General features: G+C 51.9%; 22 protein-coding genes. 9 read left to right on the plus strand and 13 right to left on the minus strand.

Annotated features, from left to right (window positions below):
* Positions 1–11 precede the first annotated feature (11 nt).
* From bluB to PsAD37_RS24565, 8 genes are all read right to left on the minus strand, one after another.
* Positions 12–695, minus strand: coding sequence for a 5,6-dimethylbenzimidazole synthase (gene bluB / locus PsAD37_RS24530; protein ID WP_063298322.1), 684 nt, complete (start codon positions 693–695; stop codon positions 12–14).
* Entirely contained in the window at positions 692–1,246 is a 555-nt protein-coding gene (locus PsAD37_RS24535) for an adenine phosphoribosyltransferase (protein ID WP_057463664.1), read from the minus strand. Before PsAD37_RS24535 ends, bluB begins: the two co-directional genes overlap by 4 nt.
* Before the next feature lie 77 nt (positions 1,247–1,323).
* On the minus strand, positions 1,324–2,196 hold the full coding sequence (locus PsAD37_RS24540; RefSeq protein WP_063298323.1) for an S-methyl-5'-thioadenosine phosphorylase: 873 nt from the start codon (positions 2,194–2,196) through the stop codon (positions 1,324–1,326).
* A 145-nt stretch (positions 2,197–2,341) separates the two neighbouring features.
* Positions 2,342–3,184 carry a cytochrome c1 gene (locus tag PsAD37_RS24545; protein ID WP_063298324.1) on the minus strand — a complete coding sequence of 281 codons (843 nt, stop codon included), beginning with the start codon at positions 3,182–3,184 and terminating at the stop codon, positions 2,342–2,344.
* 18 nt (positions 3,185–3,202) lie between these two features.
* A complete protein-coding gene (locus PsAD37_RS24550; protein ID WP_063298325.1) occupies positions 3,203–4,459 on the minus strand; it encodes a cytochrome b/b6 in 1,257 nt (418 codons plus the stop codon).
* A gap of 23 nt (positions 4,460–4,482) precedes the next feature.
* Complete coding sequence (petA, locus tag PsAD37_RS24555; protein ID WP_063298326.1) at positions 4,483–5,043, minus strand: ubiquinol-cytochrome c reductase iron-sulfur subunit; 561 nt, start codon at positions 5,041–5,043, stop codon at positions 4,483–4,485.
* Positions 5,044–5,409: 366 nt separating this feature from the next.
* Positions 5,410–7,248: an ABC transporter ATP-binding protein gene (locus PsAD37_RS24560; RefSeq protein WP_063298327.1), complete on the minus strand. Its 1,839-nt coding sequence runs from the start codon at positions 7,246–7,248 to the stop codon at positions 5,410–5,412.
* Between the two features lie 73 nt (positions 7,249–7,321).
* A complete protein-coding gene (locus tag PsAD37_RS24565) occupies positions 7,322–7,711 on the minus strand; it encodes a hypothetical protein (RefSeq protein ID WP_063298328.1) in 390 nt (129 codons plus the stop codon).
* A gap of 567 nt (positions 7,712–8,278) precedes the next feature.
* On the opposite strand from PsAD37_RS24565, the gene PsAD37_RS24570 reads away from it, so the two are divergent.
* The 4 genes from PsAD37_RS24570 to hemF all read left to right on the plus strand — a co-directional run bounded on the left by PsAD37_RS24570 (position 8,279) and on the right by hemF (position 11,200).
* Positions 8,279–8,734 carry a tRNA (cytidine(34)-2'-O)-methyltransferase gene (locus PsAD37_RS24570; RefSeq protein ID WP_063298329.1) on the plus strand — a complete coding sequence of 152 codons (456 nt, stop codon included), beginning with the start codon at positions 8,279–8,281 and terminating at the stop codon, positions 8,732–8,734.
* Between the two features lie 200 nt (positions 8,735–8,934).
* Positions 8,935–9,381 (plus strand): DUF1176 domain-containing protein, encoded by a 447-nt coding sequence (locus PsAD37_RS24575; RefSeq protein ID WP_208992068.1) that lies wholly within the window; start codon positions 8,935–8,937, stop codon positions 9,379–9,381.
* A 242-nt stretch (positions 9,382–9,623) separates the two neighbouring features.
* Positions 9,624–10,199 carry a DUF1176 domain-containing protein gene (locus tag PsAD37_RS24580; RefSeq protein ID WP_208992069.1) on the plus strand — a complete coding sequence of 192 codons (576 nt, stop codon included), beginning with the start codon at positions 9,624–9,626 and terminating at the stop codon, positions 10,197–10,199.
* Positions 10,200–10,288: 89 nt separating this feature from the next.
* The gene (gene hemF, locus PsAD37_RS24585) at positions 10,289–11,200 is read left to right on the plus strand and encodes an oxygen-dependent coproporphyrinogen oxidase (protein ID WP_063298331.1); all 912 of its coding nucleotides are present in this window, start codon (positions 10,289–10,291) and stop codon (positions 11,198–11,200) included.
* Between the two features lie 74 nt (positions 11,201–11,274).
* Here the strand turns inward: hemF and PsAD37_RS24590 are convergent, their stop codons facing one another.
* A complete protein-coding gene (locus PsAD37_RS24590; RefSeq protein ID WP_208992070.1) occupies positions 11,275–11,865 on the minus strand; it encodes a DUF2087 domain-containing protein in 591 nt (196 codons plus the stop codon).
* Between the two features lie 215 nt (positions 11,866–12,080).
* Entirely contained in the window at positions 12,081–12,488 is a 408-nt protein-coding gene (locus PsAD37_RS24595; RefSeq protein WP_063298332.1) for a hypothetical protein, read from the minus strand.
* Positions 12,489–12,574: 86 nt separating this feature from the next.
* On the opposite strand from PsAD37_RS24595, the gene PsAD37_RS24600 reads away from it, so the two are divergent.
* Positions 12,575–13,147 (plus strand): TetR/AcrR family transcriptional regulator, encoded by a 573-nt coding sequence (locus PsAD37_RS24600; RefSeq protein ID WP_063298333.1) that lies wholly within the window; start codon positions 12,575–12,577, stop codon positions 13,145–13,147.
* Here PsAD37_RS24600 and fumC read toward each other — a convergent pair.
* Complete coding sequence (gene fumC, locus PsAD37_RS24605; RefSeq protein WP_057463612.1) at positions 13,134–14,540, minus strand: class II fumarate hydratase; 1,407 nt, start codon at positions 14,538–14,540, stop codon at positions 13,134–13,136. The two genes, PsAD37_RS24600 and fumC, sit on opposite strands and share 14 nt — an antisense overlap.
* Positions 14,541–14,782: 242 nt before the next feature.
* Between fumC and PsAD37_RS24610 the strand changes: the two genes are divergently transcribed.
* The 3 genes from PsAD37_RS24610 to PsAD37_RS24620 all read left to right on the plus strand — a co-directional run bounded on the left by PsAD37_RS24610 (position 14,783) and on the right by PsAD37_RS24620 (position 17,447).
* The gene (locus PsAD37_RS24610; protein ID WP_063298334.1) at positions 14,783–15,907 is read left to right on the plus strand and encodes an AAA family ATPase; all 1,125 of its coding nucleotides are present in this window, start codon (positions 14,783–14,785) and stop codon (positions 15,905–15,907) included.
* A 2-nt stretch (positions 15,908–15,909) separates the two neighbouring features.
* Positions 15,910–16,893: an EamA family transporter gene (locus PsAD37_RS24615; protein WP_208992071.1), complete on the plus strand. Its 984-nt coding sequence runs from the start codon at positions 15,910–15,912 to the stop codon at positions 16,891–16,893.
* 80 nt (positions 16,894–16,973) lie between these two features.
* Positions 16,974–17,447: a PAS domain-containing protein gene (locus tag PsAD37_RS24620; protein ID WP_063298335.1), complete on the plus strand. Its 474-nt coding sequence runs from the start codon at positions 16,974–16,976 to the stop codon at positions 17,445–17,447.
* Positions 17,448–17,450: 3 nt separating this feature from the next.
* On the opposite strand, the gene PsAD37_RS24625 is transcribed toward PsAD37_RS24620, so the two are convergent.
* Positions 17,451–17,921: a MarR family winged helix-turn-helix transcriptional regulator gene (locus tag PsAD37_RS24625; protein WP_208992072.1), complete on the minus strand. Its 471-nt coding sequence runs from the start codon at positions 17,919–17,921 to the stop codon at positions 17,451–17,453.
* Between the two features lie 181 nt (positions 17,922–18,102).
* On the opposite strand from PsAD37_RS24625, the gene PsAD37_RS24630 reads away from it, so the two are divergent.
* On the plus strand, positions 18,103–18,534 hold the full coding sequence (locus tag PsAD37_RS24630; RefSeq protein WP_063298337.1) for an organic hydroperoxide resistance protein: 432 nt from the start codon (positions 18,103–18,105) through the stop codon (positions 18,532–18,534).
* Positions 18,535–18,711: 177 nt separating this feature from the next.
* Here PsAD37_RS24630 and PsAD37_RS24635 read toward each other — a convergent pair whose 3' ends face one another.
* The gene (locus PsAD37_RS24635; protein ID WP_063298338.1) at positions 18,712–19,764 is read right to left on the minus strand and encodes a Tim44 domain-containing protein; all 1,053 of its coding nucleotides are present in this window, start codon (positions 19,762–19,764) and stop codon (positions 18,712–18,714) included.
* Positions 19,765–19,801: the final 37 nt, after the last annotated feature.

Consider the following 19,801-nt stretch of genomic DNA (forward strand, 5'->3'; position numbering starts at 1 on the left):
GAAGAAGACTCCTATTTGGCTTCTGGCCTGACTAGATCAATATCTTTTAACATTCGCAATTCAGTGGCAGTACGTGCCTGCCAGCCAGTGCGCTGCAGTTCGGGGACTTCGTTGTTCTCACAGGGATAACCTATGCAAAGATAGGCAACAAATTTCCAGTTTTCAGGAACACCAAACAACTGCCCGATACTATCAGGGTTGAGAATAGAGACCCAACCGACGCCAATGCCTTTTGCTCTAGCAGCTAGCCAGAGGCAATTAATTGCGCTAACACAAGAATAAGCCAGCGTCTCTGGCATAGTCTGCCGTCCGAGCCCGCCTCCCTGTGTTGGATCAAGATCACAAAATACAGCAAATTGCAGCGGAGCATCGGTCAAGCCTTGCAGCTTGAGCTTGGTATAGCTCTCCGCCCGCTCCCCTTTATAGCCCTTAAGAGCTTCAGAATTTGCCTGTTGGAAATTGAGATAAACAGCCTCTCTGTTCGCAGGCTGACTCATCTCTATAAAGCGCCAAGGCTGACTGTTGCCGACGCTCGGGGAAAGATCAGTTAATCGCAAAAGCTCATCAACGGTTTCGCGATCAATAATATCCTGCTTAAAATGGCGCACATCCCGGCGCCATTTCAAAAGCAATTCAAAATCGTGGTTGAAGGCCGCAGAAAACTGCGGACCATTCTCTACAAAGGCGTCATTCAATGACCGGGAAACTCCACCAATGTCCTGACAGGAATATCGAGTGCTTCCAGTTTTGCACGTCCTTGCAGTTCTGGCAAATCGACAATGAAGCACGCAGCCACGATGTCGGCTCCAGCGCTTCTCAGAAGCTTCACAGCAGCTTCTGCGGTCCCACCAGTCGCAATCAGATCATCAACCAGAATAACCTTCTCACCGGGCTTTACAGCATCACAGTGGATCTCAATGGTATCGGTACCATACTCCAGCTCATATTCCTGCTCAATGGTCTTAAACGGCAGCTTACCCTTCTTACGCACTGGCAAGAAACCGGCGGAGAGCTGGTGAGCCACAGCACCACCAAGAATAAAGCCACGCGCCTCGATACCAGCAACCTGCTCAATCTTGGAGCCAGCCCAAGGCTGTACCAGTGCATCAACCGCACGGCGGAAGGCGCGAGGATCACTCAGCAGTGTTGTGATATCGCGAAACAGAATACCTTCCTTTGGATAGTCTGGAATGGTCCGAATGGACGCAATCAGCTCCTCTGAGATACTGTTAGTTATGTCAGTCATGGTCATTTCCGCGTTTGAATTGCATAGTTTTTTGTCAGAAGCCCTTCAATAAGAGCCCATAAACGATCTGTGCTTGATTATTTGCGAAGCACGCGCCCTGCAACGGCATCAAGCTTTGCAAGCAGTGCCGGGTCTCTTTTGTCCTCAGCAGTCATAATCGCAAAATCAAGTGCCGTATTGGAACCAACTGGGCACTGCTGGTGCTCTCTCGGCAGTTTCCGGGCAACAGCTAGAACAAGCTTCTGAGCACTTTCCACGTTCTCGTGTAGAACCTTGATGATCGCGTTGATATCTACGTTTCCGTGGTCGGCATGCCAACTATCGTAATCCGTTACCATCGCCACAGTTGAATAACTGATTTCCGCTTCCCGGGCCAGCTTGCCTTCTGGCATGTTCGTCATGCCAATAACGTCACAGCCCCAGGAGCGGTAGAGATGGCTTTCTGCCTTGGAAGAAAACTGAGGCCCTTCCATAGCCAAATAAGTACCGCCACGGCTATACGCAAGGCCCTCTTCTTGACAGGCACTTTCAACAACATCCACCAGCAATGGCGAAATTGGGTCAGCAACAGAGACATGCGCCACGCAGCCTGTTCCAAAGAAGCTCTTTTCGCGCGCAAAAGTACGATCAATGAACTGATCAACAAGAACGAAAGTTCCCGGTGCATATTCCTCTTTCAAGGACCCGCAGGCGCTGACGGAAATCAGATCTGTGACACCAGCCCGCTTAAGCACGTCAATATTTGCGCGATAGTTGATCTCAGTTGGAGAGTGCACATGTCCGCGGCCATGACGAGGCAGAAAAACAACTTTCAGGCCACCAATCTCACCAATACAAACATCGTCACTTGGCTCACCCCACGGGCTTTTGATCCGTTCCCATCGGGCATTTTCAAAACCAGGGATATTGTAGAGGCCAGAACCTCCGATAATGCCCAGAACCGCCTGCATATCGCTCTCTCCGCTTTGCCAGTTTCAGTGCAACCTTACCTGATTCACTGATGGGAAGTTGGCGGTACATCAAATCCAGCCCGCAACCCCAAAAAAAAGGGCTACCCGATTAGGATAGCCCTTTTTTGAATTTATAAATGTGACCTTAGTGGTCAACATCTCTCCAGATCTTACGCTTTGTAAAGTACAGCAGCGATGCGAACAGGATCAGGAATGCCATCACACCAAAGCCGATACGCTTGCGTGATTCCAGATGAGGCTCAGCAGTCCACATCAGGAATGCAGAAACGTCACGAGCATACTGATCAACAGTCATTGGAGAACCGTCGGAGTACTCAACCAGCTCATCAGAAAGCGGAGGCGCCATTGCAAGCGTGTGTCCAGCGATGAAGCCAGGGTTGTAGTACTGACCTTCTGGAACCTCAACACCCTCAGGTGCCTCATGGTAGCCAGTTAGCAGTCCGTACAGGTAATCCGGGCCATTTTCCTGGTACTGCGTAGCAACATCAAGAACAAACCAAGGGAAACCACGAGTAGCAGCGCGCGCTTTTGCGATCAAAGAAAGATCCGGTGGCAATGCACCATTGTTAGAAGCACGTGCAGCTTGCTCGTTCGGGAATGGCGATGGAAATTTGTCGAACGGCTTGCCGTCACGCTCAAACATCTCACCTTCATTATCCGGGCCATCTTCGATGGAGTATTCAGCTGCGAGAGCCTTCACTTCATCAACAGAGAAACCTGGTCCACCTTCCTCAGCAAGGTTACGGAATGCGACGTAGCTCAGACCGTGACAGGCAGAACAAACTTCCTGGTAAACCTGGAAGCCGCGCTGCAGCTGCGCTTTGTCAAACTGGCCGAAAGGACCAGCAAAAGACCAAGGTTGCTTTTCAACGTGAGGTCCATCGCCAGCAGCAAGAGCCGGACCAGCTACAGCAAGACCTGCAACAACAGCCAGAGCACGAGCGCTTTTGAACATTAGATTTTTCATCTTTAAAATCCCCTGCCCTTAAGCCGCATCACTGGACTTACCCAGCACTGCATCATTGATTGAGTCAGGAACTTTCCGAGGCGTTTCGATCAGTCCGAGAACTGGAAGAACGATCAGGAAGTGCGCGAAGTAGAGGACCGTAAAGAACTGGATCCATGCAATGTACGGCTGCTCAGCAGGCTTAGATCCAAGCCACCCCAACATGATTGTGGTGAAGAAGAACAGCCAGAAGAAGAACCGGTAAACAGGACGGTAATTCGCTGAACGAACTTTGGAAGTGTCAAGCCAAGGCAACACGAACAAGATCGCAATCGCACCACCCATGGCAATCACGCCACCGAGTTTGGAAGGAATTGGACCAATATCGAAAGTGATCGCACGCAGGATCGCGTAAAATGGCAGAAGGAACCATTCTGGAACGATGTGCGCTGGTGTCACCATTGGGTTTGCTGGAATGTAGTTATCAGCATGACCCAGATAGTTTGGCAGGTAGAACACGAACCAGGAGAACAGGATCATAAAGACAACGATCGCGAACAGATCCTTCAACGTATAATACGGATGGAATGGAACTGTGTCTTTATCGGACTTGGGATCAACACCAACTGGGTTGTTGTTACCAGCAACGTGGAACGCCCAGATGTGAAGCATTACAACGCCCAGGATCACGAACGGCAGCAGATAGTGCAGTGAGAAGAAGCGGTTCAGTGTTGGGTTACCAACTGCGAAACCACCCCAGAGCCATGTGGTGATTGCTTCACCAACAACTGGAACTGCAGAGAACAGGCTCGTAATAACTGTTGCACCCCAAAGAGACATCTGGCCCCAAGGAAGCACGTAGCCCATGAATGCGGTAAGCACCATGAGGAAGAACAGCAACACACCCAGGATCCAGGCAATTTCGCGCGGTTCTTTGTAAGAACCATAGTACATTCCACGGAAGATATGGATGTACACCGCAAAGAAGAACATGGATGCGCCGTTTGAGTGCAGATAACGCATCAACCATCCGTAGTTCACATCGCGCATGATGTGCTCAACGGATGCAAATGCGAGCGCATCATTCGGCGTGTAGTGCATTACCAGTACGATACCGGTAATGAGCTGAACAACGAGCACGAAAAATGCGATACCGCCGAAGGTCCACCAGTAGTTCAGGTTCTTCGGGGTTGGAAACGCAACAAAACTCCCATGTACAAGGGAGAGTACCGGCAAACGACGCTCAAGCCATTTGGCGCCAGCGTTTTGCGGTTCATAAGTAGAATGACCAGCCATAGCTGCCTCCTGAAAGGGCCTCGTCAGCCGATTACAACAACGTCGTCGCCGGAAAACTTGTAAGGCGGCACGAGCATGTTTTCTGGAGCCGGGCCTTTACGAATACGACCAGCAGTGTCGTAGTGAGAACCGTGGCATGGGCAGAACCAGCCGCCAAAATCACCAGACTCACCAAGAGGGACACAGCCCAGGTGCGTACAAACACCAACCATAACCAGCCAGGCTTCCTTGCCTGTCGATGCGCGGTTGGCATCAGATGCATCCGCACCCTCTTCTAGGTTAGCATTACGTGCAAACTGGTCTGGCAGATCAGCAATAGGCACTTCGGTCGCTTCAGCGATCTCTTTTTCCGTACGTTGACGGATAAAGACCGGCTTACCACGCCAAACCACAGTAATCGATTGCCCGACTTCAACCGCAGAAACATCAACTTCGATAGAAGCCAAAGCCAGTGCAGATGCATCGGGGTTCATCTGATGGATAAAGGGCCAAGCCAGAGCTCCCGCACCGACCGCGCCCACGGCACCGGTCGCGATGTAAAGAAAATCGCGGCGTGACGGTTCAGCCGTGTCCGTGTGTTCCAAGGTCGCGTCCTCTCGAAACAAAATTGAAAGAGAACACCTACGATTTCTTCTGTGAGGACAGGCCCGCAACCAGTCAAAACCGGTCACTGTCTATACACCGCAAAGAAGACATAGGTGAAAATGCGCTAAATACGCACTTATATTGACGGATGCTATCTGCCACCAATGGCCGCACTTGTCTAGACTGGTTAAAAATTTGCGGACTTATTGTCGCAGACAACTTGGGCATAAGAGGAAAAAAACGGGATCAATTGAGATTTTGACACGCAAATATGAGTCAAAAGTCGAGTGGTTCGGGGACCCTAGGACGCAAACTCGCCCCGAACCACTTTTAGTTTAAACCGCTTGATTCCCTGTCAGGAATCCTTATTCGGCGGCAACTTGCGCAAGGAAACCGCCAGATTGGTGGTTCCAGAGGTTTCCATAGATACCTTCGGATTTCAGAAGTTCCTCATGGGTACCCATCTCGACAATTTTGCCTTGATCCATGACAATGAGGCGATCCATTGCCGCAATTGTGGAAAGTCGGTGGGCAATTGCAATAACCGTCTTACCTTCCATCAATTCAAACAGGCTTTCCTGGATCGCAGCCTCTACTTCTGAGTCCAAAGCAGACGTTGCTTCGTCCAAAACAAGGATCGGAGCATCCTTCAGCAAGACACGTGCGATAGCGACGCGCTGACGCTGCCCGCCAGAGAGTTTTACACCGCGCTCACCCACCAGAGTATCAAAGCCAGTCCGTCCTTCTGGATCTTTCAGGCCGTCAATAAACTCCAGGGCATGAGCCCGTCTCGCCGCTTCGGTCGCCTCTTCCAGAGTTGCCCCGTCTTTGCCATAGGTGATGTTCTCCAAAATCGTCCGATGCAGCAAAGAAGTATCCTGAGAAACCACACCAACATTCTGGCGCAGGCTCTCCTGCGTCACGCCGCGAATATCCTGACCATCAATGGCAATGTGTCCGCCTTCCAGATCATGGAAGCGCAGCAGCAAGTTCATCAGGGTCGACTTACCTGCACCCGAGCGACCAACAATCCCGATTTTCTCACCCGGCTTAATGTTGAGCGTCAGGTTTTCCAGAACGCCGCTGCCTTTGCCATAGTGGAACTTCACATCTTCAAAGCGAATTTCCGCGTCAGAAACAACAAGCGCTTTCGCATCTTGCTTATCAGTGACCTCAGTATGCCGGGACAACATGCCCAATCCGTCCTGAACCGTACCGATATTCTCAAACAGACCAGCAACTTCCCAAAGAATCCACTGAGACATGCCCTGCAAACGCAAGGCCAGACCAATCGCAATCGCGATATCACCAGTCGTCACCAAAGCCCTCTGCCAAAGCCAGATGGACAGAGCGCCAAGAGACAACAAGAGCAGATTATTGATCAGCGTCAGGCAGATGTTCAGCTTTGTCACATTCCGCATCTGCTTATGCACGGTATCCATGAAAGTGCTCATGGAACCTTTGGCATAGTCTTCTTCACGCGATGCATGTGAAAACAGCTTTACGGTCGAGATATTCGTATAGGCATCAACGATATGACCAGTCATCACAGACCGGGCATCTGCTTGCTTCTTGGAAATACGCTTAAGCTTGGGAACAAAGACGTACATGACGAGGAAGTAGGAGAGCAACCAACCGATCATCGGCAATGCAAGACGCCAATCTGCGCTCACAAGCACAACAAGCGCAGCCAGAAAGTAAACAATTACATAGACAAATATATCGACAATACGCGTAATAACTTCCCGCACAGCAAGAGAGGTCTGCATCAGCTTGTTAGCAATGCGACCTGCAAAGTCATTATGAAAGAAAGTCAAACTCTGTCGAAGTAACTGCCGGTGCCCCTTCCACCTGATCAGCATTGGATAGTTACCAACCAATCCCTGATGGAAGAACATTTCCCACACTGCTGACATGATCGGCGAAATCACAAGAAGAACAACACCCATCCAGATCAGGTGGCCCCAGTTGTCGGCAAAGAACGTTTCCGGGTCTTCGGTGCCTAACCAGTTCACCAAATCACCCATAAACGTAAAGATGACCACTTCAATTACAGCAATAGATGCAGCGAAAAAGGCGATCACAACAAGTAGTATTGAAACAGGCTTGGTATAATACCAGATAAACCCCCAAAACTTACTTGGAGGAGTCTCGATCTCTTCCATTTTGAATGGGTCAATAAGCTTCTCAAAATAAGAGAACATGACAAATCCCAATTAAGATATTTGGTTTGCGAGGTGCTCTACCACGTCAACATGGTAAGAGGATGACGGCTGCTTACTGCAGCCGCTCATCTCGATCGTAAGGATCCCGGTTATCTTTCGGAGAGCCGGAAAAAGTCCAGATAACACTGGCAATTCCAACCCCAACCGCAAAAGCGCCAACCAGGGTATCCACCAGACGTCCCTGAAACAGAGAGCCAGCTTCATCGATTCCGTTTGCTCTTACAATTTCAACCGACGCCAACTCAGCGTAAAGCGTTGGAATAATTGTAAAAAATGCGACTCCGGCACTAATCATCAAGAACCAGAACGCGTGCCCAAGGCTTTGAGAAAACGTTCCTTTTTCAGAACCAGCCGAGCGCACATACCGGCCACCATCGACCGGAATTTGAGATGCAGAATCGTCACGGGACGCGATCTGCGCCCAGATAAATGACGTAATCATTGGAGATACTCCGACAACATATGCATGCAACCGCAGACGTAATACGTCCGTGAAGAGGGCTGCATTAAGAAAATACGAGCTAGAAAGTGTTGGAAATCCGCCTTCTAAGCGGAAACGGCGTAACCTGCGTTTTTGGCGGGATGCATAGCGCATGCGCCAGTCGCTGGGAGAACATTTACGTTCACGAGCACAAATTCAGTAATCATGTATGTCTCCCTAGTTCCAACGTTAAAAAATAGCTGATCGGGCGATCAGCAACTCGGAGAGTCTCGTCAAGTAAGATGAGGGCTCTCGGCCGGTGCGAGATGCTTATACTCATAAAGGCGGAGATATGCCTAGCCCCAAAAAATACGGAAAACCACTTTAGGATGTGGTGTATCTTTTTCGCAACATATATCACGAATTCAGATAGAACCTCTTGATTTCCATTAGGTTTCACCTACCGGAATGCCCCACCTATCAACAAACTCTATGATTTTTCTGGAGATTTTCCCCGGGTTCCTCTAGATGCCCAAGAGATGCTTCCATAAGCCATTCTTTTAGGAAACAACGCGAGCACCCGACAACATGCCAGATATTGCCCTTTACCAGCCAGACATTCCGCAGAACACCGGGACCCTATTACGGCTGGCCGCTTGCATGGATGTGACGGTACACCTGATCGAACCGGCAGGCTTCCCCCTGTCTGATCATGCACTTAAACGGGCTGGCATGGATTACATCGAACGCGCCAAACTCCAACGCCATATGGATTGGGAGAGTTTTCGTGAATGGCAGTTAGCCGAAAAACGCCGACTTATCCTCATGACCACCAAAGGATCACGCCCCTATACGCAGTTCGCTTTCAAGAAAGACGACCTGATCCTGATGGGTCGCGAAAGTTCTGGCGTGCCGGAAGATATCCATCAAGTTGCAGATGCAAGGCTGCTGATTCCAATGAAGAACGGCATGCGATCTCTCAACATGGCTGTTTCCACTGGCATGGTCCTGGGTGAAGCTCTTCGTCAAACAGATTGTTTTTGAATAAAACACAACCTAAACTAGTTGCGTTATTGAATGCGTTGCTTTGCGCGATTTAGGTTTTTATTGCGATGTTTGAGAGTCTTTCGAGAAAATTCGCTCATCTGTTTTGCTTTGCATTTTTGCTGTCAGTTCCACAGCCTACTTTCGCAGGAGCACCGCTCGAACCCGTCCTCCATGCCAACCTGCATGACGAAGCCGTCTTGAATCAATATCTCCACCTGCTGGACGAGATATACCCTTGTGATTGGCATGATGCACACACACGAAGCGGGTATAACCTCTACGACTTCGGCAACGGCATCGAGGTGCTCGAGTTCTCCTGCACCGTTGGCATGAACAATCTGGCGAACCTCTATATCCGTCGCACCCAAAACTCAAACCAGCCTGCAAAACTCGTCTCCCTCGATCATCCTGAGGACCAGCCAGTCACCAGCCGGTACATTCTGTTCAACAGCTTTTGGGATCACAATCGCAGCGCTCTCACCAGCTTCACAGTGGATCGCGGCCTCTCTGACTGTGGCTCTTTTGAAATCCACCGCTTCACACCCAAAGGGTATCTGGAACTCGTGGAGTATCGCACCAAGCGGCAGTGTGACGGCAAATTCCGTGAGCCAACGGATTACCCGTTGATCTACCCGCCAAGGTAAAAGCGACCAGCAAGTCCATTAAAGCCCGAGGCTTCTTGGTAAGCGCGATGAAACCAAGAGTTTTAGCGCAAGAGTAAGGCTGGCAAGGCATCTTCAGGGACACAGTAAGAAGACTACAGCGTATCTCCGAAAAGTGGAAATCGGTTTTCGGATAAAGATACGCAAAAACAAAGACTAAAGCAGTTCATATGTTTCAACTTAAATGCGAACTGCTTTTGGGTTGTCCAAAGAGGAAGATCGCCGTGTTCCAAACCTTGCCCCGAACATTCGCAACCTGTTTTGCAGCAACCGTTCTCTTCGAAGCTCTACTGGCAAGCTCGTTACACGCCGAACCTGTTAAACCCGTCACACAGCACGATCCATCAATCCTGAACCGCTACATAAACATGCTGAATGCAGCCTACCCCTGTGATTGGGAAGACGCCTACGACTTAACCGGCAACCACGTCTTGCAGTTCAGCAAGGACGTAAAGGTGCTGGAGTTCATGTGCGCCAACAACCTTTACAACATGGCCCACCTCTACATCCGTATAAATTCCCGCCAGCCCAACAACGCCAAGCTGCTGACCTTTGAACGCCCAAAACACGAAGGCAACGACAACCCTGACGTGGTCTTCAACGGTGTCTGGGATATCAAGACCGGAGATCTGACCAGCTTCACGGAAGGCCGCGGGCTTGGAGACTGTGGCACTTACGAGGTCCACAAGTTCACCTCAAACGGCTACCCCAAGCTGATAGAGTTCCGTGCCAAGCCCCAATGTGACGGCAATTATGTCCAGCCGGAAAAGTATCCGGTCATCCTCGACAGATCCAAATAGCTCCGTGCACCGCTCTGCCTCACCTGTACTTCTCAGTTGCGCTCCCTTACATAGAACAGCAAAGAACGCTTTGCGCTCAAGGAGGGACTATGAGCGAGACACAAAACACGCTTCCAGCAGATCTGGAAGACAAAAAACAAGAGGCATCCGCGTGGTTCAGTCAGCTGCGTGACAACATTTGCAATGCCTTTGAGCAGCTGGAAGTAGAAGTCGGGGAACTGGACGGCCCCCTCTCCGACCAGCCAGCGGGACGTTTCGAGCGGACCCCATGGGAACGTACAGACCACAGCGGCGGCCACGGCGGCGGCGGTGTCATGTCCCTGATGCATGGACGTGTGTTCGAGAAGGTTGGCGTACACGTCTCCAGCGTACACGGTGAGTTCTCGCCAGAGTTCCGCGACCAGATCCCCGGAGCCAGCGAAGATCCGCGTTTCTGGGCCTCCGGCATCTCCCTGATCGCCCACATGCACAATCCAAATGTACCAGCAGTGCATATGAACACCCGCATGGTCGTCACCACCAGGCAGTGGTTTGGTGGTGGAGCAGACCTGACACCTGTGCTCAGCGCACGCCGCACGCAGGAAGATCCGGATACTGTCGAATTTCATGAGGCTATGAAAGCAGCCTGCGCAGACCATCCGGGGGCTGATTACGAGCACTTCAAGAAGTGGTGCGACGAGTACTTCTATCTGCCTCACCGCAACGAAGCACGCGGCATCGGTGGCATTTTCTACGATCGCCACAACACCGGCGACTGGAATGCAGACCTTGCCCTCACCAAATCCGTCGGCAACGCCTTCCTCGACATCTATCCAAAGCTGATCCGCAAAAACTTCCTGACCCCATGGACGCTCGAACAACGCGAAGAACAGCTGGTCCGTCGTGGCCGTTACGTGGAGTTCAACCTCCTTTACGACCGCGGCACAATCTTCGGCCTCAAGACAGGCGGAAACGTCTCCTCCATCCTGTCCTCCATGCCGCCAGTGGTAAAGTGGCCATAAGCCACAACAGAATAAAGAAGCTCCCCAACCCACGTGTTGGGGAGCTTTCTGTCTCTTTGGAAGTGAAAACCAGCTTAAGCGCTCGGTCGCACGATAAACGACATGGCAGAACTGCCAGTCTCACGTTTCAAACTTCTCCCCTTCAAACGCTTGATCAGATCACGCGCTTCCAGCGGTGGTTGCTGCTCCTGCCGTCTGTAATCAGAGCAATCCCGATTACGATGTAAAAGCCCGAGACTAAACAGCTCACGCCTTAACAAAGCAGGGTCAGCAAAACAGTGCCCTTCCTTGAGCAGCATGTTGATCTCTTTCTCCCGAAGCGATGCACCAGCCGGAATAAGGGACCACAACTGCCAAAGACAAAGCACCTGAACCTGCCGCCGTGACGGCCAGCTCACCAATCGCCCCAAATCATCAAACTGATTGAGGGCGCGCTCAACAAGCCGATGGTCTACCGTCTCGACAACCGGCTCGGTATCGAGGCGACGACCCGCAGAATGCGAAGCTTTTAGATGCTGGAAGTTCTGGAAACCCGCCGCTTTGGCGAGCATGTTCATCAACTCCACATGCGAGGGAGCATCACCGCGAGATTTCATCTGGCGGGCAACACTACGCGCAAACGTGGAGATATCAGGCGAACGAAGAGGGACTGGGACTCTCGACATTGAAAAATCCTCTCGAGCCGCATTACATTTTCGTGGTCGCTGGCTTGCGAAGCGGCATCGGACAAGAATGTCGATTGCTGTCGAAGTGAATGGCAGGTTTAGCTCCCCTTACGGGGCAGCGACGCCTTGGGAACTGCCGACCGGTGATGACAATAAAAGCGCAAACCGCGAAATGTCAACACGTAGCAGTTTTGGGCGTTACCCATTTCAACCACTCAGGCTACAGAACTCCGCAATGCATTTGCACGCCCGGCCTTCCGCAATCCCATCACCACACAGCCAGCGATGATAGCGAAGGAAATCCACTGTGGCATATCCATCAGGTTACCCAACTGGGTGAGGCCATAGTAGATGAACAGCAGCGTGAACCCGCCATATTGCCCAATCACCACCCAGGCAACACCAGCGGCCAGTTCCTCTCTAAAGGCAGCTGCCAGCAACAACACACCGTTGACCAACATCACCACCGTAATCCCATGCCAAACCACCGACAGCACCGCGATCACCACAGGATGAAGATCACTGCCCAATACAGCACCGTGGATCTCTGGCCCACCCAGAAACACATGTACCAGCATCAACAACAACGACAGGATACCAGAAGCCAAAAGCCACTTATTCATTGGAATTCCCTCATCTTTGATTCCATACGGTAGCGTATGGTAGCTTAATGCTGGACCCTGTCAATACGGCAGCGTATGGTGAAAGAATGACAGAGAAAACTAAACTCACAGCAGTGGACTGGATCAAAGGCGGCTTCCGCTCGCTAGCGACGAATGGACCTCAGAGCCTGAAGGCCGAAGCGCTTGCCAGAACACTGAAGGTGAGCAAGGGCTCGTTCTATTGGCACTTCAAGGATGTCGCTGCTTTGAAAAAAGCAATGCTGGACCATTGGGAGCAACTGGCCACACAACAAATTATCGCGCAAGTGGATGCAGGCAGCCCCGACCCCAAACAGCGTCTCTTTGATCTGATTGAGATCGCAGCACAGGAAGTCTCATTGGAGTATGGCGCAAACGGCGTTTCTGCCGCGATCCGCAACTGGGCGCAGTTTGATGATCTCGCCAGCACCTATATGAGCAAGATAGATCAGCGGCGTCTGGAGTACGTCGAGAATCTGTTCTCACAAATCCCGCAGACCAAGAAGCATGCAAAGACCAACAGCCAGATCCTTTACGCAACGCTCATTGGGGCTCAGCAGTTAGAGGAGGCAGACGCAAAAGCCTGCCTGAAACACGTTTTGGACATCATGATAGGTGGCAATCACCCTACCCAGGCCTGACCATCTTTTCTGGCCGGACAACACGGTCAAACTCCTCCGCAGACACATAGCCAAGACGAAGAGCCTCTTCCTTCAACGTCGTGCCGTTCTTATGTGCTGACTTGGCAATCTCGGTTGCTTTGTCATAGCCAATGGTGGGCGCAAGTGCTGTCACCAGCATCAAGGACCGTTCCAGCAACTCTTCAATACGCTCAATGTTTGGCTCAATGCCAACAACGCAGCGGTCCGCAAAGCTCACCATGCAATCGGCCAGAAGCTCAATGGATTGCAGCAGGCTGTTGGCAATCACAGGTTTGAACACGTTCAGCTCAAAGTGCCCTGTCGATCCACCCACACTCACCGCAGTCTGATTGCCCATCACCTGAGCACAAACCATGGTCACCGCTTCACACTGGGTCGGGTTCACCTTACCCGGCATGATAGAAGAGCCCGGCTCGTTGGCTGGCAGGCTGATCTCACCAAGACCGGAACGCGGACCGGAGGCAAGGAAACGAATGTCATTGGCAATCTTCATCAGCGAACAAGCCAGCGTGTTCAGCGCACCATGTGCAAACACAGCCGCATCATGCGTGGCCAGTGCCTCAAATTTATTGACCGCCGTCACGAATGGCAGACCTGTCACCTCACTCACGTGAGTAGCAAACGCACTGGCAAACTCTGGCGTTGAATTAAGCCCGGTTCCGACAGCTGTGCCGCCCTGCGCAAGGCGATAAAGCCCCACAAGGCTCTGCTCAATACGCTCCTTGGAATACTCCAGCTGCGCCACATAACCAGAAAACTCCTGCCCCAACGTCAAAGGCGTCGCATCCTGCGTGTGCGTCCGGCCAATTTTCACGATATCCGCAAAGGCCGCCACCTTGGCTTCCATGGTGTCGTGTAGATGTGTCAGGGCCGGCAGCAGCACTTTGTTGATCTCACAAGCAGCCGCAATATGCATGGCCGTCGGGAAGGTGTCGTTGGAGGACTGCCCCATATTCACGTGATCGTTGGGGTGTACAGGAGACTTGGTGCCGATCTGTCCGCCAAGCAACTCAATGGCGCGGTTGGCAATCACCTCGTTGGTGTTCATGTTGGACTGTGTGCCAGACCCCGTCTGCCAGATCACCAGCGGGAAATGCGCATCCAGTTTGCCGGAAATCACCTCGGTCGCTGCCTGACAAATGGCCTTGCCCAGATCTTCTGACAAACGCCCCTCTTCCATATTCACCCTGGCAGCAGCCAGCTTCACCGCGCCCAATGCATGGATCAGCGCAGGTGGCAGATGCTCCCGGCCAATGGGAAAATTGATCAGAGACCGTGCGGTTTGCGCGCCCCAATATTTGCCAATCGGGACATCCAGCACACCAAAACTATCGGATTCCTGCCGCATACCATCAGAATTTTGATCAGACATTGACACTTACCTCTCAAGCGCAGTCCCGAAAAAGGAATGATCCCTCTCAGGCGAGAACACACGACAACGAAACCATAAAGCAGTTTAGACAACCCTGCCATGAAGCACAGGGCTTCATCAACCACAGGCGAACAAAACGTGAATTTCCGGTGCATGAATGCCGCGGTTCAATTTACATTCGTGAGCCAACCTGCTTATTCTCAACCATACCTACCGAAGATATATCAAAAAAGTTTCACCAGATGTCTATGCCCCCTCTTTCGGCGATCGGTATTAAGAATTACCGTTCCGTACATAAGCTGTTCATGCGAGTTGGTGCCGTCAACGTGTTTGTCGGCAACAATGGCGTCGGTAAAACCAACCTCTACAAGTCGCTTGAACTTCTGCAGCAAGCCGCACTGGGCCGTATCACCCGCGCCGTTTCAGAGGAAGGCGGCGTAGACAGCGTCATGTGGGCAGGGGACCTGAAAACCCACGAAAAGAAGCGCATCATCCTGCGTGCCGATCTGGGAGATCTCTCCTACCGCATCCAGCTGGGCCTGCCCAACCCGATCTCTGATCCCGCCCTGCCCTATGAGACCATGGTGAGAGAAGAAGAACTAAACCTTCTGACAGACTCCAAGTCTGTCGTGCTGATGAACCGCAAAGGCTCAAGTGCCTTTCTGCGCGCCAGCAACGGCAGCAAAGTAACCTACGACAACGAACTTCTGCCTTCCGAGACGGCGCTCGCCAGCATTCGCGATGGCAGTCAGTTTCCAGAGTTGGATCTGGTCCGCCGTGCAATCGCAGACTGGCGTTTCTACCACACCTTCCGCAGTGACCGGGACAGCCTGTTACGTCGTCCAAGCCCCAATGTCACCACCCCAACGCTCTCATCAGACGGCAACGATCTCGCAGCGGTTTTCGCAACGCTGAAGGAAATCCGCAAGGACACCTTCTATCTCCAGGAAGCGGTCGATGATGCCTTCCCCAACAGCAAGCTGATCATCGAAGCCAATGGGCAGGATTGCCGCTTCGCATTACAGACACCGGAAATCCGCCGCCCGTTCCCCTCTCAGGAACTGTCGGACGGCACATTGCAATATCTCGCCCTGCTTGGCGCTATGTTATCCTATCGCCTGCCCTCCTTCATTGCCCTCAACGAACCCGAAGCCAGCCTGCACCCTGACTTGCTGGAACCATTCGCCAAAGTCATTGCCAAAGCCTCAGAGCGCAGCCAGATCTGGCTCGTCACACATTCTGAGCAACTTGCTGATCATATTGCCAATCATGCAGGGGCATACCCAAGGCGCATTTATAAAGAAAACGGCCAGACCGGAATTGATGGCCTGAAAATCACCGGCGAATTCGTCGGAGAGGAGTACTAAGTTTGACCTCCAAGGGCTTGATTGTCTGCCTTGCCACCATGGTAAGCTGGGCGTTTCTGATTGTCATAAGCAAAGGCTTGCTGCTTACTTACAATCTTGATCCATGGATCTTCACTATCATTCAGCTGATGTTTGGCGGCCTGTTCCTCATCGCCGTCAGCCGAAAGCTGGGCGCAACAATGGATGCGCTCAAGAGCCCTTACACCTGGGCCTACGGGGTTGCCCGTGTCCTCTCCGCAGCCTGTTTCACAGCCTCACTGCTGTACATAAGTGCGGCGAACGCAGGCTTTTTCGGCCTTGTCTCCGTTCCGTTTTCAGCGCTCGCCTTTGCTCTCTTGTTTTTCCGGCTCCCCACCGCTCTGGAACTGCCCGGTCATCTGATCATTATTCTTGGCGTTGTTCTGCTGATCTCCTCGCTGGAAGGCACCTACTCCAACCCCGCCGTCTATCTGATGATCTTCTCAGAATTCGCAGTGGTTGCCTCCGTTATTATCGCTGAGTTCCACCCGCAAAATCAGGGAGATGATCTGAAGGAACGTGCCTCGCTCAGCGGTATCATGCTGGTGGCTAGCGCGTTGATCATGCTCATCGCCCTCGCCGCCCTCTCTCTCATCACCGATGGCCCTGCAGCAACACAGCAAGCAACGGACTGGACCAGCAACCTGCCGCTCATCGACCTGACACAGGTCTGGAGCCCAACCATGTGGCTCGCGGCCATTTGTGTCGGCATAACCCTGCGCGGTGTGTCCATGTTCCTGTCCATGCAGGCGATTAATCTGGTTGGCAGTCAGAACTACGTTGCCACAATCGCCGCTCTGCCGTTCACCTCATTGCTGTTTGAGCTCATCGCCGACAAAACTGGCTATCTGCCTCAGACACTACTAGATCCAATCGCCATTCTGGCAGGCGTCATCATGACGGCGGGTTCACTGGGCATTCTCTGGGCACGCCAGCGCAAGTTCAAAACAGCCGCCGCATTCTCATAGCTTTAGAAAACCCGAGTATTTCTGAAAGCAATTGCTTACTCGCCTTCGCTAAGGTTTGGGCGAACAGCGAGTAAGCAGACATGACTGACAACAAGAGCGAACTGCCGGAAGTCACTGAACAACGCATTCTGGAAGCGTGGAGACTGTCAGGCTGGGCTGACCGCCTGCTGGAAGAAGCAGGCATCGGTGTCACCATCATCGATAAAGACGGCAAGCTGCTCTACTACAACAAATGGGCTTCAGAAAATCTGGATCGCCAGCCCCGCCACATCGGGCACAACGAAAAAGAAAACCACCGCCGCGCCATCACCAACTCGCGGTTTGATGCCATGCTGCAGCTGTTCAAAGATGGCCGCAAAGACCCGGTGCGGTATGTGGCCAATCCATACGGAACCACCACCATACTCGTCACCGTCTCCCCAATCCACATTGACGGAGAGCTCGTCGGCTTTTCTCTGTTTGTCTTGTTAAAAGAAGAAGTGCAGGACCTGTGCTGCTTATATGATCAGCATGGCCGCGATCCCTTTGAAAAAGCGATGCTGCCCGACAGCTGATCTTTAGCTGGAAACCTTCTCTTTGGCTTCCGTCAACATCTCCTGAATGTCATTAAGCTGCTCAACCAGCTGGCCAATGATTTCTACCGGCACATCCAGATTCGAAAAGGCGCAGTGCTGTACGTAAATCACGCCCTCACTCAAATCACGCCCTTCTTTCGTCAGGCTAACAATAACCTGCCGCTCATCTTCTTTGGAGCGCGCACGAGCAAGAAAGCCCATTTCTTCAAGGCGCTTAAGCAACGGTGTCAGAGTGTTCGACTCAAGGAACAGGCGCTCCCCCAACTCGGAGACGCGCTGATGGTCTTTTTCCAAAAGAGCAAGCAAAGTGATGTACTGCGGATACGTGACCCCAAGCTTCTTCATCACCGGTTTATAAAACCGATTAAAGGCGTGGTTGGCCTTATAGATGGCAAAGCACAAATGCTGATCTAAACCAAAGCCTTGAAATTCTTCAGATTTCTTCTCGGCCATCACCGTATTCCAGTCCTGAGTAACATCCTCTTTCCTCGTTCTACCCATCAATATAAAAGCCGTCAAACTAAATCGCACACGATTAATTCACGTTTTGATTGACAGCACCCCACATTTCTTCTTAACTATATCGCATAGGATTTAATCGTGCACGATACATAACAACAACGAGGAATACCAAATGCCAGTTAACGTTCTTTATGAAACAAGCGCAGTTGCTACCGGTGGCCGTGACGGCACTGCAAAAACAAAGGACGGTGCTCTGGAACTGACACTTGCAACCCCAAAAGAACTGGGTGGCGCAGGTGGTGAAGGCAACAATCCAGAGCAGCTCTTCGCTGCTGGATACGCCGCATGTTTCATCGGAGCTATGAAGTTTGTAGCGTCTCAGCAGTCTGACATCGCTCTGCCTGCTGACGTAAATGTAGAATCAACCGTTGGCATTGGCCCACGCTCCGAAGGTGGTTTCGGTCTGGAAATTGCTCTGGCAGTTACCGTACCGGGCATGGACAAAGCAAAAGCAGAAGAACTCGTCGCTGCAGCGCATGAGGTCTGCCCATATTCCAACGCAACCCGCAACAACATCGATGTAAAGCTTTCTGTCACAACCTAAAGCGTATCTCCCAAAAGTGCCTATCGGTTTTCGGAGGTAGATACGCAAAAGCAAAAGCTAAAGCAGATCAAGCGTTTCAGCTAAAACGCGAACTGCTTTAGCAGCACAAGACCCATCGAACCATTAAAGAGAAAGGGGCCCATGAGGCCCCTTTCCAATTTCTATTATCTGCTCTGATTAATCAGCTTGTTGAATAGCTGAGAGCTTCCAGCTCTCACCGGCATCACGAACAAACGACCAGATCTCTGTCCGCTCTTCCGGTACATCCGGATTGCCTTCAACCACTTTGTTGTTGGCCCGCTCACGCATCACATCAATAGCCTCATAACGCATTGCGACAGACGCATAGTCCTTGTCACCTTCACGCCAGGCTTCACTCAGATCACCCTGAAGCAGCTTGATGCCGCGCACTTCATTGACAAGACCGTTGGACGCAGCCTTGCCCAGTTCCTCAGCAAAGTAGCCCATGATTTCAGGCGTCGCGATTTCGCGGATCTTACCGTAATCCTCAAAGCCGTAAGCAGTCCAGACGGTTGTCAGCAGCGCTTCAAAGGCATCAAAGTCATCCGCAGTCAGGCCGATTTCATCATCCGCTTCGGTAGAAAAGACAGGCTTTTCCTCAAACTGAGGCACCTGACCACCACCAAAACCAGTGTTCGGAATGCCAGAAGATCCTGAACGGCGCGGCGCATCCTGCGCACCCGCATCATTAAAGCTGAACGACTGGTTCTGCTGTGGCTCCTGCTGGTATCCATGAGCAGCACCAGCGGCCTGTGGCTGTTGGCGTCCCCGCAAGAACCGCATCAACAACATGATACCACCGCCGATCAGCAGCACCTGCATGATCAGGCCGAAGAACCCGGCCATACCGCCGAACCCGGAACCGAACAACATGCCCAGCAATCCGCCTAGCGCCAGACCGCTCAGCATGGAGCCGAGGAAACCACCGCCAAACAAACCACGGCGCTGACCAGCAGCTGCCTTGGAGGCTGCAGCCGCATTTTGCTGCTGCGCACCTGTGTTGGTGCCGTTGTTAGGTGTCATGGTTCGCTGAACCGGAGCTGTCTTTGGCGCAGTCTTAGTCGCTTTTGGAGCTGAATAGCTACGTGAACCACGGCTACCGAAGCTAAACCCGCGCTTTGCTTCAGCAAAGTCAGCTGTCACAAAGATCAGACCGATCGAGAACACCAATAAGGTGAGAAACTTTGGAAACTTATTCAATGCAAGCATGTAACCCTTAAACCTGCCCGTAAACTCATGTTGCCCT

It is taken from the genome of Pseudovibrio sp. Ad37 (assembly GCF_001623075.1).
Taxonomy (GTDB): domain Bacteria; phylum Pseudomonadota; class Alphaproteobacteria; order Rhizobiales; family Stappiaceae; genus Pseudovibrio.